The organism is Mesorhizobium sp. WSM4845 (assembly GCF_055811455.1).
On record NZ_JBVVQA010000004.1, the window covers coordinates 324,224 to 336,658 of the forward strand.

Here is a 12,435-nt window from a genome sequence, read left to right on the forward strand (position 1 = left end):
ATTTGCCCGCCGGGCTGGCGGAACCAAGAAAATCCAGGAGTTTTGAAAATGAAGAAGATCGTTCTTACCGCCGCCGCGCTTTTGATTGCTGCGGGCGGCGCTTTTGCCGGTAGCGACAACTTTGGCAGAACCGACATCAACAAGCAGGCGACCATCAACGTCGACAACACGCAGACTTCTTCGGTACGCAATACCGGCTCGCCGGTCTACAAGCTGCTCAACTCGTCGGGCGACGTACAGAAGTCCGCCCCGCAGGGCAGCGACCGGAACCTGTTCGGCCGCTAGCGCATCGGCCCGAAAATCGGTTCCGATTCTCGGAAAGCACGATGCGCAGGTTTAAAGTGTTGGAGCGTACCTTTGTGCGTCCACTTGGACGCACGTCGCACTAACAGCGACCGGAACGCACAAGAGTGGCGGCTTGCCCGCCGCTCTCGTTTTTGGGTCACCAAACATCCATCAGTTCGGCTGCTGCTCTCAGGCTGCCTTTGCTTCCGCTTTGTGGAGCGTGAATGAATGTCCGTCGGCATCGAAAATATGCAGGTCGCCGGCATCGGCATTCAAGCGCAGCGCAGCGCCGCGCTTGACCCCGACATTGCCTGGCAGCTTGGTGACCAGCGGCAGGTCGGCGCGGCCGATGTCGACATAGACGAGCTGGACCTCGCCGAGTTGCTCGACATAATCCACCGTTCCCTCGAAAAGATAATCCGCACCGGTGGCGATCGTCAGATCTTCCGGCCGCACGCCGAAGCTCACCGCAGCGCCCGTCGCCGACGCCGGCGTGGCGATCGGCACCGTCGCCTTGCGCCCGCCGACATGACTGACGATGGTCGGGTCGCCTGATTTGTCGATCGTCGCCGGCAGGATGTTCATGGCCGGCGAGCCGATGAACTGGGCGACGAACAGATTGCCGGGTCTCTTGTAGAGCTCCATCGGCGTGCCGACCTGCTCGATATGGCCCTCCTTGAGCACCACGATGCGGTCGGCCAGCGTCATCGCCTCGACCTGGTCGTGGGTGACGTAGATCATCGTTGTAGCAGGCATCGATTCCTTGAGCTTGGCGATCTCGATGCGGGTGGCGACGCGCAGCGCCGCGTCGAGGTTCGACAGCGGCTCGTCGAACAGGAAGACCTTGGGGTTGCGCACGATGGCGCGGCCGATGGCGACGCGCTGGCGCTGGCCGCCCGACATCGCCTTGGGCAGGCGGTCGAGATATTTGGTCAGCTGCAGGATTTCCGCCGCCTGGCGCACCCGCTTGTCGATCTCGGCCTTGCTCTCCTTGCCGATCTTCATCGAGAACGCCATGTTGTCGTAGACAGTCATGTGCGGATAGAGCGCATAGGACTGGAACACCATGGCGATGCCGCGCTTCGACGGCGGCACGTCGTTCACCACCTCGCCGTCGATCTTGAGCTCGCCGGAGGTGATTTCCTCAAGCCCGGCGATCGACCGCAGCAAGGTCGACTTGCCACAGCCCGAAGGGCCGACGAAGACGATGAACTCGCCCGACTTTATGTCGAGGTCGATGCCATGGAGAATGTTGAGATTGCCGTATGATTTCTTCACTTGCCTTAGCGTGACATCGGCCATGGGTTCCCTCCAGTGAATTGCAAATTCAGTCGATACGCCCGAACCAGGCGCCGTAGCCGCCGAGGCGGATAAAGCCGGCGTCAGTCTGTCCCGAAAACCCGTGCCCCGGCAAGGGCTGCAGCGAGCGTCCGCCGAGATTGACTTCGGCCGGTCGGCTGCCGAGATTGAAGGCGCAGACGATCTGCTCATTGCCCTCGCGGCGCGTGAAGGCGACCGTATCGCCCTGGCTTTCGATGAACTCGATCTCGCCCTTGGCCAGCGCCGGATACAGGTGGCGGAAAGCGAGAAAGCGCCGGTAGTGTTCGAGCAGCGAGTTGTCGTCGCCCTGCTGCACATCGACCGCCTGCGAAAGGTGCTTGGCAGGCACGGGCAGCCAGGGCTTTGCCGTGGAGAAGCCGCCATTGCCGTCGGCGCCATTCCAGACCATCGGCGTGCGGCAGCCGTCGCGGCCCTTGAATTCCGGCCAGAACCGGATGCCGTAGGGGTCCTGCAGATCCTCGAATTGCAATTCCGCTTCGCCAAGACCGAGTTCCTCGCCCTGGTAGATGCAGACCGAGCCGCGCAGCGACATCAGCAGCGCCGAGATCACCTTGAGATAAGCGGTCTGGTCGGCCTCGCCGGCCGCCCAGCGCGAGGCAGTGCGCATCACGTCGTGGTTGGAGAAGGCCCAACACGACCAGCCGTCGCTGGCGACCTCGCCAAAGGCTTCCAGCACCGAACGCACCTTTGCCGCGCTGATCTTTTCGGGCGCCAGGAAGTCGAATGAATAGCACATGTGCACGCGCTTGCTGCCGGCGGTATAGGCCGCCACCACCTCCAGTCCGCGCTGCGAATCGCCAACTTCGCCAACCGCCGCCGTCGCCGGATATTCGTCGAGCAGGGCGCGGAAGCGTTCGAGGAAGCCAAGGTTTTCGGGGCGGCTCTTGTCGTAGAGATGGTCCTGGTAGTTGTAGGGGTTGACGGAAGGAGCGGTCTGGTCGTTGCGCTGTTCGGGGGGCAGCGGCGGATTGTCCTCGAGGCCCTGGCTGTGGAAGTAGAAATTGATGGTGTCGAGGCGGAAACCGTCGACGCCGCGCTCCAGCCAGAAGCGGGTGACATCGAGCAGCGCGTCCTGGACTTCGCGGCTGTGGAAGTTGAGATCGGGCTGCTCGGCCAGGAAATTATGCAGGTAATATTGCTGGCGGCTGGTGTCCCACTGCCAGGCCGAACCGCCGAAGATCGACAGCCAGTTGTTGGGTGGCGTGCCGTCGGGCCTGGCGTCGGCCCAGACATACCAGTCGGCCTTCGGGTTGGTGCGGCTCGAGCGGCTTTCCTTGAACCACGGATGGATGTCGGCGGTATGCGACAGCACCTCGTCGATCATCACCTTGAGCCCGAGCCTGTGCGCCTCGGCGGTCAGGGCGTCGAAATCGGCCAGCGTGCCGAACATCGGATCGACGTCGCAATAGTCGGACACGTCGTAGCCGAAATCCTTCATCGGCGACTTGAAGAACGGCGAGATCCAGATGGCATCGACGCCGAGCGCCGCGATATAGGGCAGCCTGCCGATGATGCCCCTGAGGTCGCCGATGCCGTCGCAGTTCGAGTCCTGATAGCTGCGCGGATAGATCTGGTAGATCACGGCACCTCGCCACCAGTCGCGGTCGACGGCGAAGTCGGGACTCAACGTCGCTTTCACAGCGGATTGCATGATCTCAGCCTCCCTTCACCGAGCCGGCGAGCAGCCCGCGGACGAAATAGCGCTGCAGCGAGAAGAACACGATCAGCGGCACGACAATGGTGATGAAGGCCGATGTCGTCAGGATCTCCCAGTCGCCGCCGCGCGAGCCGAGCAACGCGTTGAGCTTGGCGGTCAGCACGATCTGGTCGCCCTCGGTGCCGAGGAAAACCATCGCGACCAGTAGATCGTTCCACACCCACAGGAACTGGAAGATGGCGAAAGAGGCCAGCACCGGGAACGACAGCGGCAGCACGATCTTGACGAAGATCTCGAAATCGCTGGCGCCGTCGATGCGCGCCGATTCCATGATTTCTCGTGGCAGGCCGGCAATGTAGCTTCTCAAGAGATAGATGGCGAAGGGCAGGCCGAAGCCGGTATGCGCCAGCCAGATGCCGAGATAGGTTTTCGACGGCACGCCGAAGAAGCTGCCGACGCCGTTGTAAAGTTTCAGCAGCGGGATCAGCGACATCTGCAGCGGCACCACCAGGAGCCCGATGATCACCGCGATGAGCAACGCCCGGCCGGGAAAGCGCATCCAGGCCAGCGCATAGGCCGCGAACGCCGCGATCAGGATCGGGATGACGGTCGCCGGAATGGTGACGGTCAGCGAATTCATGAAGGAGCGGCCGATGCCTTCCGAAAACAGCACCGTATTGTAATTGTCGGTGGTGAATTTCGGCGGCGCCGACGAGGCGTAGTAGACGCGCTGGCCACGCTCGCCCTCGAACGGCTTGGTCGAGGTCATGACGAAACTGCCGTCGGGGTTGAGTTGCAAGGTCTCGCCGTCACCGAGATCGGCTGTGGTGCCGGCGGGATATTGCGTCGGCGCCGACGACTTGACGCCAAAGGCGCTGATGTCGCGGGCCGGATCATCGCCGAAGATGTTGCCCTCGAGGACGAACTTGCCGTCCTTCTCGACTTGCGCCGAGGCGGGTGGCAGCCGCCCCGCTTCCGTCTGCGTGGAACTGGCGAACGAGTTCCACCAGCCCGAGGCGATGATCTGGTCCTTGTCGCGCAGCGACGAGACGAGAATGCCGAGCGTCGGGATCGTCCAGATCGCGACGAAGAGGAAGACCGCGATATGGACGCCGAAACGGCTGGCAAAGGACTTTCCGGTCGAGACGGCCATCTCAATGTCCTCCCGTCTCTTTGTTGGCCTGGCGGATGTTCCAGATCATGATCGGAATGACCGCGATCATGATGATGATGGCGATGGTGGCGCCACGGCCGAAATCGCCGCCGCCGCGGAACATCCAGTCGAACATCAGATTGGCCAGCACCTGGCTGTTCCATTGGCCGTTGGTCATCGTCAGCACGATGTCGAAAACCTTCAGCACCAGGATGGTGATGGTGGTCCAGACGACGGCGATCGTTCCCCAGATCTGCGGCACCATGATCTTCCAGAAGATCTGGAACGGATTGGCGCCGTCGATGACGGCCGCCTCCAGCGTCTCCTCGGGAATGCCCCGCAAGGCAGAGGACAGGATGACCATGGCAAAGCCGGTCTGGATCCAGATCAGGATGATCATCAGGAAGAAATTGTTCCAGAACGGCAGCGATATCCAGACCTGTGGCTGGCCGCCGAAATATTGGATGATGGCGTTGAGCAGGCCGATCTGCGTCTGGCCAGCACCACGATACTCGTAGATGAACTTCCAGATGACGCTGGCGCCGACGAACGAGATGGCCAGCGGCAGGAAGATGAGGCTCTTGGCGATGGTGCCCCACCAGATCTTGTCGGTGAGGACGGCGATGATCAGCCCGAGGAAGGTGCAGGCGGCAGGCACGACCGCCAGCCAGATGACGTTGTTGAGGATGGAGGTGCGGAATTCGCGGTCGCCGAACGCCCATTCATAATTGGCGAAGCCGACGAAATTGGCGCCACCGCGATCGAGGAACGACAGCCTGAGCGTCTCCACGACCGGGTAGATCAGGTAGATGGTGAGGATGATCATGGCCGGGCCGACGAACAGCCACGGCCGGATCATCCCCTGCCGGCGCAGATTGTCGATGGCCGCCGCACCTGCAACCCCGCGCGACGGGAAAATGATGTCCACCAGCTTGTTGGCGCCCCAGAAATAGGCGACGCAGCCGCCGACGCCGACGACGATGACGAATATGGCCGAGAAAATCTGAGCCGCCACGGGTCCCTCCCTCTGCGCATGATCCGCCAGTCGGGAATGACTTTGGCGATGCGATCACAGGCCGATTCAGTTATTTGGAACGCGATCGGATGCAAGGCAGGGTTTGCTCTTGCTGGTCGCGCGTCATGCCGGAATGTGCTCATAAAAATTGCTGCTGTGCGGGCCGCCGGTCGGATCCGGGCCACCGAGGCCCGGATCCATGCAGGATCGGACGTTCAGCCGGGACCGCCTACTTGATCGCGTCCCAGCTCTTCTGGATGTCGGTGGCGACTTCCTGGGCGGACTTGCCGCCGACGAGATCGATCATGCCGGTCCAGAAGGCGCCGGCGCCGATCTTGCCCGGCATCAGGTCGGACCCGTCGAAGCGGAAGGTCGAGGCCTCGGCGAGGATTTCGCCCTGCTTCTTCAGCGCGTCGCTGGCATAGGCGTCCTTGTTGACCGACTTGAACGGCGTCACGAAGCCGCCCTGGGCCATCCAGATCTCATGGGCGAGCGGCATCTTCAGGAATTCGATGAACGCGCGGGCACTCTTGCTATCCTTGGTGATCATGGCCAGCGTGCCGGCGCCGAGAACCGGGGTGCCGAGGTCGGGCTTGGCAGCGTAAGCTGGGAAGTAGAAGAAGTCGGCGTCCTGGCCGATCTCGGTGCCTTCCGGGAAGAAGGTTGGGATGAACGACGCCTGATGGTGCAGATAGCATTTCGGCGGCACCGAGAACAGGCCTTTCGGGCTGTCGCGAAAATCGGTCGCCGCCACCGCCTTGGCGCCGCCGTCGACCATCTTGTCGTCAGTCGCGATCTTGCCGAAAATGTCGATGGCGTTGACCACCGCGGGGTCGTTGAACGGAATCTCGTTCTTCACCCACTTGTCGTAGGTCTCGGGCGTCTGGGTGCGCAGCATGATGTCCTCGACCCAGTCGGTCGCCGGCCAGCCGGTGGCGCCGCCAGAACCGAGCCCGATGCACCATGGCGTGCCCCCGTCGGCGATGATCTGCTTTTCGAGCTCGGCGAGCTCTTCCTGCGTCTTCGGCACCTCGTAGTCGGCTTCCTCGAAATTGTCCGGCGAGTACCAGACCAGCGATTTCACGTCGGCCTTGTAGGGAAAGGCGAAAAAGCCCGGCTTGCCATCCTTGTCCTTGAAGGTGCCGAGATCGACCCATGACTGGCCGGCGCCGTAATTGTCCTTGATCCAGTTGGCGGTGTCGTCGCCGAGCGGCGTCAGCAGGCCCTTGGACGCCAGGTCCTGGATCAGGCCCGGCTGCGGCAGCACGGCGATGTTGGGCGGGCTGCCGGCCTGCGTGTCGATGACGATCTGCTGTTCGTAATTTTCCGACGAGGAGTATTTGACCTCGGCGCCGGTGGCTTCCGAGAAATAGTCGAGAACGGTACGGATGAGGCCCTCGTCCTCGCCGCGCCATGGCCCGAAGATCGACAGCGTCTCGCCCTTGAGGTCGACTTTCTTGAGCTCTTCGTAATTCGCCCAGTTGAAGCGGGGGTCTTCGCCGGGCTTGAACTTCAGTTCGGCTTGCGCCGGTGCGCCCAGGGCGAGCGCGACAAAGGCGGCGCTCAGCAGAAGCATTTTCCTCATTGGTATTCCCTCCCAGTGGTGACAGACACCGGACGGAACCTCCATTCCGTCCGCCGACGCAGCAGGACTGTGACTCACTCGGAAGGGAACCGCAACCTTTCGAAGAGTCTTCCAAAGCGCTTTGGTCTTTGCAATCACGCCACTGAATTAATCAGAAGTCAAGAGGCTGGTAAACTAATCGATTTAATTTCACGGCCGCAAGCGCAAACAAAGTGCGCTGCAGCACCATTTTGGGCGCTGCAACAGCAAATTTTGCTTCAAACCGGTTAGAAAGGGTGCTTATGATCTTCGCATCGGTAGCGCTTGCCGCCGTGGCGCGAGCGACCCATAGTTAAAGCGCTTTGAGGCTTGGAGGCCTCCGGTGAACCTCAAACAGCTTTCCCATATGCTGGCGCTTTCGCAGACGACGGTAAGCCGCGCGCTGAACGGCTACCCGGAAGTCAACGAGGAAACGCGCCGGCGGGTGATCGACGCAGCCAAGCGCCACGGCTATCGCCCCAACCCGAGCGCGCGTCGGCTGGCTACCGGCAAGACCGGGATGATCGGTTATGTCTTGCCGACCGGGGCGGCCGTCGACATCGACCCGCATTTCGTCGAATTCCTCTCCGGTCTCGGCGACTACGCCCGTTCGCACGAACTCGACCTGGTGCTGTCCCCCGCCGATGCCGACGATCAGGAGACGACCTATCGGCGCATCGTCGCCAACCGGCAGGTCGACGCCGTCTACATCTCCTCGCCGAGGCCGGCCGACCGGCGGGTGGCGCTGGTCAGCACGCTCGGCATCCCCTTCATCGTCCATGGCCGCAGCGAAGGCCTCGATTTCGATTACCCTTTCACCGACATCGACAATGAGGGCGCCTTCCACGAGGCGGCACGGTTGCTCGTCCAACTCGGTCACCGGCGGCTGGCGCTGATCAACGGCGACGGCCGCGAGTCCTTCGCCATTCACCGCGAGCGTGGCGTGCGCCGGGCGCTAGCGGCAAGCGGTCTGTTGCTTGGCGAAGGGGATGTCTGTTCCCTCGCCATGACCGAGGAGAACGGCTACCGCGCCGCCAGACGGTTGCTTGAGCGCAGCGATGCGCCGACCGCGATCGCCTGCTCCAGCCTGATCATGGCGCTCGGCGTCGTGCGCGCGGTGCGCGATCTCGGCCTGACCATTCCGGGCGACCTGTCGCTGATCGCCCACGACGACGTCTTCCCCTGGCTGAAGCCGGAGAATTTTTCGGTGCCGTTGTCGACGACGCGTTCGTCGATCCGCCTGGCCGGCGCTCGTATCGCCGAGCGGCTGGCGGCGCGGATTTCGGGGTTGGAGGAGGGTGCCCGCGGCGAAGTCTGGCCGGTCGACCTGGTCATCAGGGGATCGGTCGCCGGCGCACCGCCGTAAGGGGTCAAATGTTGGCGGGTACCTGGAAATACGACATCGCTTTACCTCCCACGCGGACTTACTCCTTCGCCGCCTCGGCCGCCCTGATATCCAACAGGCCATAGCCGAAATCATTGTCTCGTCCCTTGGGGCCGAGATCCCTTGCCGTGGCGGCCAGCGCTTTCTCGATCCAGTCGGCGGAACGGTCGGGTGCGGTATGCAGCAGATTGGCGATCGCGCCGGTGACGATCGCTGCGGCAAACGAGGTGCCGGTGACGACATCCGAACCGGCGCCGCTCGGCGCCACCATCTCGACGCCGGGAGCGGAGAGGAAGACGTAGGCGCCGCGATTGGCCTGCTGCATCAGCCCGTCCTTGGCATCGGTGGCGGTCACCGCGATGACGCCGTCGAAGGCGGCCGGATAGCCGTAGGGCGCCTTCGGTCCGTTGTTGCCGGCGGCGGCGACCAGCACGATGCCCAAGGCGCGAGCATTGCGGCAGGCGACGCCGAGCAGGTCGTTCTTCGGGCCGACGAAGCTCATATTGATGATGCGGACGTCCTGCTCCGCCGCCCAGTCGAGCGCCGCAAGGATGACGTCCATCGTCGATTTGCCGCCCTCGAAGGCGCGGGCGTGGTAGATCCTGGCGCCCGGCGCCATGCCTTTGAGCGCGCCGACGCCGGCGATCAGGCCGTCGATCGAGGTGCCGTGATCGCGCGCCTCGATCGGCACGTCGGGCATGGCGTCGAACTGATCGGCGATGACGCCGCTTAGAGCCGGGTTGGTGTCGTCGATGGCGGTGTCGACGACGGCAATCCGCACGTTCTCGCCGCTCGCCCCTTTCGCATCGAGCGCAATGCGCTCGAAGGCATAGTTGACGATGGTGGCTGCCTGCTGCAGCGAGTAGATATGGTTGGGCTCGCGCCGCAAAGTACGGCCGTCGGCGGCAAGCTGCGCCAGCACGACGCCGACCGGGCGGCCATCGGGAATGCCGAAGCGTACCAGCGTGGCGCCGAGCAACTGAGACTGGCGCTGCGAGCGCACCTCGAGGCCAAAGGAGGCGGCGATCTGCTGGACGGCGTCGCCCTCCACCGTCACCAGCACCTCGTCCGGCACGAAATCACCGACGACGGCGCGCGGCGGCTCGGCCGCGACCAGATCGCTGGGCGAAACCATCGGCCCGCCTGCCGCAGCGGCTTGTATCGCTGTCGCACCGGCAGGCGGGACCGGCGGCGGCAACGCACCGCTGGCCGGATCGCGGCGCGGATCGGGCGTCGGCAGCGGCGCCTGGCCGCCGCCGACAGGATTTGGGAACAGGTCGACGATCAGCGCGGGAAGAAACACTGCATTTGTCGCGGCGGAACCTGCACCCGGCCTTTCGCCGCTGCCATCCTCTGTGTCGCGTTTGATGCAGTCGGCCGCCGTCGCCCCTCGGTTGAGGCAGTCGATTTCAGTCTGCGTAAGGTTCGGATCATTGGTCTGCGCCAGGGCAGGTGCAGCGCCGATTATCATCGCCGCCACAAGCAGCGCCGCAAATCGGATGACCGCCCTAGCCGCCATCGACCGGTTTCCTTCCCTCGACCACAGCCTCTGCAAACGGCTGGGTGGCGATCAGGCCGAGCACTTTTTCATAGTCGGCTACGGTCGCGGCCGGGATGCCAAGACGGAAGACACCTTCGACGGTCGGGCCGCCGGCAATCTTCAGCTGGTGCTCGCCAAGAAAAGCGACAATGTCGGCCATCTTCGCATCCGGCTTGAACTTGACCAGCGCGAACGGCATTTTCGCAAGATCGCCTTGCTGGCCGGCAATTTCGAAATCGCTGTCGATGCCGCCGGGCCGCTCAAACGACTGCACCACAACAAGCGCCAGCAGAGCCGCGGCCGCAGCCCAGGCGACGCCGGCGGGAACTGCCGTGAAGCGGCCCCACGCTTGCGCCAGCCAGGAGGCCGCCGGCGCGCGCGCTGGACCGGCCTCGGCGTCGAGCGCCCGGGCGAATCGGCTGAGCGCATCGGCCGGCGGACGGATCGCCTCATTGGATGCAGCGGTGCCGGAGAATTCGGCTTCGGCCTCGCCGAGTGCGGCAAGCGCTGCCGGGTCGGTCGCCAGCCATTCCTCGACGGCTTCGAGCTCTGCGCCTTCCAGCGAGCCATTCAGATAGAACGGCAGCAGCGTTTCCATTTCATCGCGGCGCGACATCTTTTCAGCGGCGCTCATGGCCACCCCCTGTCGTAACCGGCGGCCTTGAGGGCCTCGCCGAGTTTCTTGCGGGCGTAGAACATTCTGGTCTTGACGGTGGCGACCGGGATACCGAGCACCTCGCCGATCTCGGTCACCGACTGTCCGTGGTAGTAGGCAAGGTCGATCACCGTGCGGTGTTCTTCCGGCAAGGCATCGATGAAGCGCCGCAACGCGGCGCCCTTGTCTTCCTTCATGGTGACGACTTCCGGAGAGTCGGCGCCGTCGGCGACCTGGGCCGCGTCATCGTCGTCTATCCAGTCTTCCTTTTTCTTGCGCAGCGACGACAGCGCCTTGAAGCGGGCGATGCCGAGCAGCCATGTCGAGACTTCCGAGCGCCCCTCGAAGCCGGGCGCCTGGCGCCAGAGTTCGAGAAACACCTCGTTGGCGATATCGTCGGCCATCATTTCCGATCCCGTCTGGCGCACCACGAAGCGGTAGACCCGCGCGTGGTGGCGCATGAACAGGAGCCGCACGGCGGCACGGTCGCCTTTGGCAACCCGGCCGACAAGCGCGCGATCGGTTTCCGCGGCTGCCGTCATGGCCGGTCGAGCCGCCTGGCTCCTTTCTGCTCTGTCGCTGATCGGCCCAAAAAGGTTCACCGCTATCGCCCGGATTATCCTGAAAGCTAGCCGAAGAGCGGCAGCGTTGCCAGAGGGAGCTTCTTCCCTTCTCCCCCCTGTGGGAGAAGCTGGCCGAGCGAAGCTCGGTCGGATGACGGGTGCTGAACGGATCGCTACACCCAAGAAATAAGCGCTTCAAATCCCTCAATATTTTCACGCCGAGTTTCTTACAACACCCCTCATCCGTCTTGTCGCCTCGCGCCAATCCACCTTCTCCCACAGCGGGAGAAGGGAAGACGCGTGTTCAGTCCAGGAACGGCCTGGCCTTCATCGTCGCGGGCACCGGCACGCCGAGGCGCGCAAGCACCGTAGGCGCAAGCTGCAACTGGTCTAATTGAGCGTCGGCCTCCGGCCCCATGCCGGGCCCGAAGTAGTAAAGCGCAAAATCCTGCATCTCGTCGTCATGGCCGCCATGATGGCCGCGATCGGTCTGGCCGTGATCGGCGGTGACGATCACCTCGTAGCCGGCTTCCCGCCAGCGCGGCAGGAAGGTGGCCAGCATGCCGTCCATCGCATAGACGGCATTGTCCATCTCATGGCAGTCGTGGCCGAAGCGGTGGCCCATCGAGTCCAGCGTGCAGGTGTGCAGGATGCCGTAGTCGATGCCGTGGCGCCTGGTCAGCATCGTCAGCGTCGCGAACAGGTCGACGTCGCTCGGCGTCATCTGATTGCGGGCGTTGTAGCCGGTCATGGTGTGGAACCGGCCATGCGTGATCGGCCCGCCGGGCTCATCGAACTCCATGTCCTCGACCAGATCGAACGGATAGGCCCGGAAGAATTCGGACCAGTAGGAATGAGTGACCGCGCCGGTCTTGCCACCGGCTTTGCTGACCTCGGAGAATATGTCGGGTTGCTCAACGCGGAACCGGTTCTCGTTGGTCAGGATGCCGTGCACTTGCGGCGCCACGCCAGTATGGATCGACGCATAGCAGCAGGCCGAGGTCGACGGCAGCACGGAGCGCATCTTCCAGACGCGCGCTTCGCCCGATTGCACCCAGCCTTCGAGATTGCCCATCAGCCGGCGCCAATTGCGATAAGGCACGCCGTCGAGGATGATCAGCAGAAGTTTTGTCTCGAGCGCCACCGGGGTGTCTAATTGCCGGCGCTGGCCATGCGTCGTCCCTTGATCGCCTTCTCCAGCCAGCCGATCTCCATTTCGGGGACTGAGGACAAGAGAAG

11 protein-coding genes are annotated in these 12,435 nt (G+C 63.4%); 2 read left to right on the forward strand and 9 right to left on the reverse strand.

The features are described 5' to 3' along the window. Positions 1 to 48: 48 nt before the first annotated feature. Complete coding sequence (locus AC0L2C_RS07545; protein WP_023796852.1) at positions 49 to 285, forward strand: DUF680 domain-containing protein; 237 nt, start codon at positions 49 to 51, stop codon at positions 283 to 285. Between the two features lie 189 nt (positions 286 to 474). On the opposite strand, the gene AC0L2C_RS07550 is transcribed toward AC0L2C_RS07545, so the two are convergent. From AC0L2C_RS07550 to AC0L2C_RS07570, 5 genes are all read right to left on the reverse strand, one after another. Further along, on the reverse strand, positions 475 to 1,587 hold the full coding sequence (locus tag AC0L2C_RS07550) for an ABC transporter ATP-binding protein (RefSeq protein WP_473523078.1): 1,113 nt from the start codon (positions 1,585 to 1,587) through the stop codon (positions 475 to 477). A 25-nt stretch (positions 1,588 to 1,612) separates the two neighbouring features. Next, positions 1,613 to 3,277 carry a beta-galactosidase BglA gene (gene bglA, locus AC0L2C_RS07555; RefSeq protein ID WP_473523079.1) on the reverse strand — a complete coding sequence of 555 codons (1,665 nt, stop codon included), beginning with the start codon at positions 3,275 to 3,277 and terminating at the stop codon, positions 1,613 to 1,615. A 4-nt stretch (positions 3,278 to 3,281) separates the two neighbouring features. Continuing rightward, entirely contained in the window at positions 3,282 to 4,436 is a 1,155-nt protein-coding gene (locus tag AC0L2C_RS07560) for a carbohydrate ABC transporter permease (RefSeq protein WP_027151438.1), read from the reverse strand. Between the two features lies 1 nt (position 4,437). Beyond that, entirely contained in the window at positions 4,438 to 5,451 is a 1,014-nt protein-coding gene (locus AC0L2C_RS07565) for a carbohydrate ABC transporter permease (RefSeq protein WP_473523080.1), read from the reverse strand. Between the two features lie 229 nt (positions 5,452 to 5,680). After that, positions 5,681 to 7,036: an ABC transporter substrate-binding protein gene (locus tag AC0L2C_RS07570; protein ID WP_473523081.1), complete on the reverse strand. Its 1,356-nt coding sequence runs from the start codon at positions 7,034 to 7,036 to the stop codon at positions 5,681 to 5,683. A 361-nt stretch (positions 7,037 to 7,397) separates the two neighbouring features. Here AC0L2C_RS07570 and AC0L2C_RS07575 point away from each other — a divergent pair, with 361 nt between their 5' ends. Then, entirely contained in the window at positions 7,398 to 8,420 is a 1,023-nt protein-coding gene (locus AC0L2C_RS07575) for a substrate-binding domain-containing protein (protein WP_473523082.1), read from the forward strand. 58 nt (positions 8,421 to 8,478) lie between these two features. Here the strand turns inward: AC0L2C_RS07575 and AC0L2C_RS07580 are convergent, their stop codons facing one another. The 4 genes from AC0L2C_RS07580 to AC0L2C_RS07595 form a co-directional block, all read right to left on the reverse strand. Next, positions 8,479 to 9,957 carry a S8 family serine peptidase gene (locus AC0L2C_RS07580; protein WP_473523083.1) on the reverse strand — a complete coding sequence of 493 codons (1,479 nt, stop codon included), beginning with the start codon at positions 9,955 to 9,957 and terminating at the stop codon, positions 8,479 to 8,481. Beyond that, a complete protein-coding gene (locus AC0L2C_RS07585; RefSeq protein WP_473523084.1) occupies positions 9,947 to 10,612 on the reverse strand; it encodes an anti-sigma factor in 666 nt (221 codons plus the stop codon). Before AC0L2C_RS07585 ends, AC0L2C_RS07580 begins: the two co-directional genes overlap by 11 nt. After that, positions 10,609 to 11,175 (reverse strand): sigma-70 family RNA polymerase sigma factor, encoded by a 567-nt coding sequence (locus tag AC0L2C_RS07590; protein ID WP_473523085.1) that lies wholly within the window; start codon positions 11,173 to 11,175, stop codon positions 10,609 to 10,611. Before AC0L2C_RS07590 ends, AC0L2C_RS07585 begins: the two co-directional genes overlap by 4 nt. Positions 11,176 to 11,500: 325 nt before the next feature. Beyond that, positions 11,501 to 12,340, reverse strand: a complete 840-nt coding sequence (locus tag AC0L2C_RS07595; RefSeq protein ID WP_128182453.1) for an alkaline phosphatase family protein — start codon at positions 12,338 to 12,340, stop codon at positions 11,501 to 11,503. Positions 12,341 to 12,435: the final 95 nt, after the last annotated feature.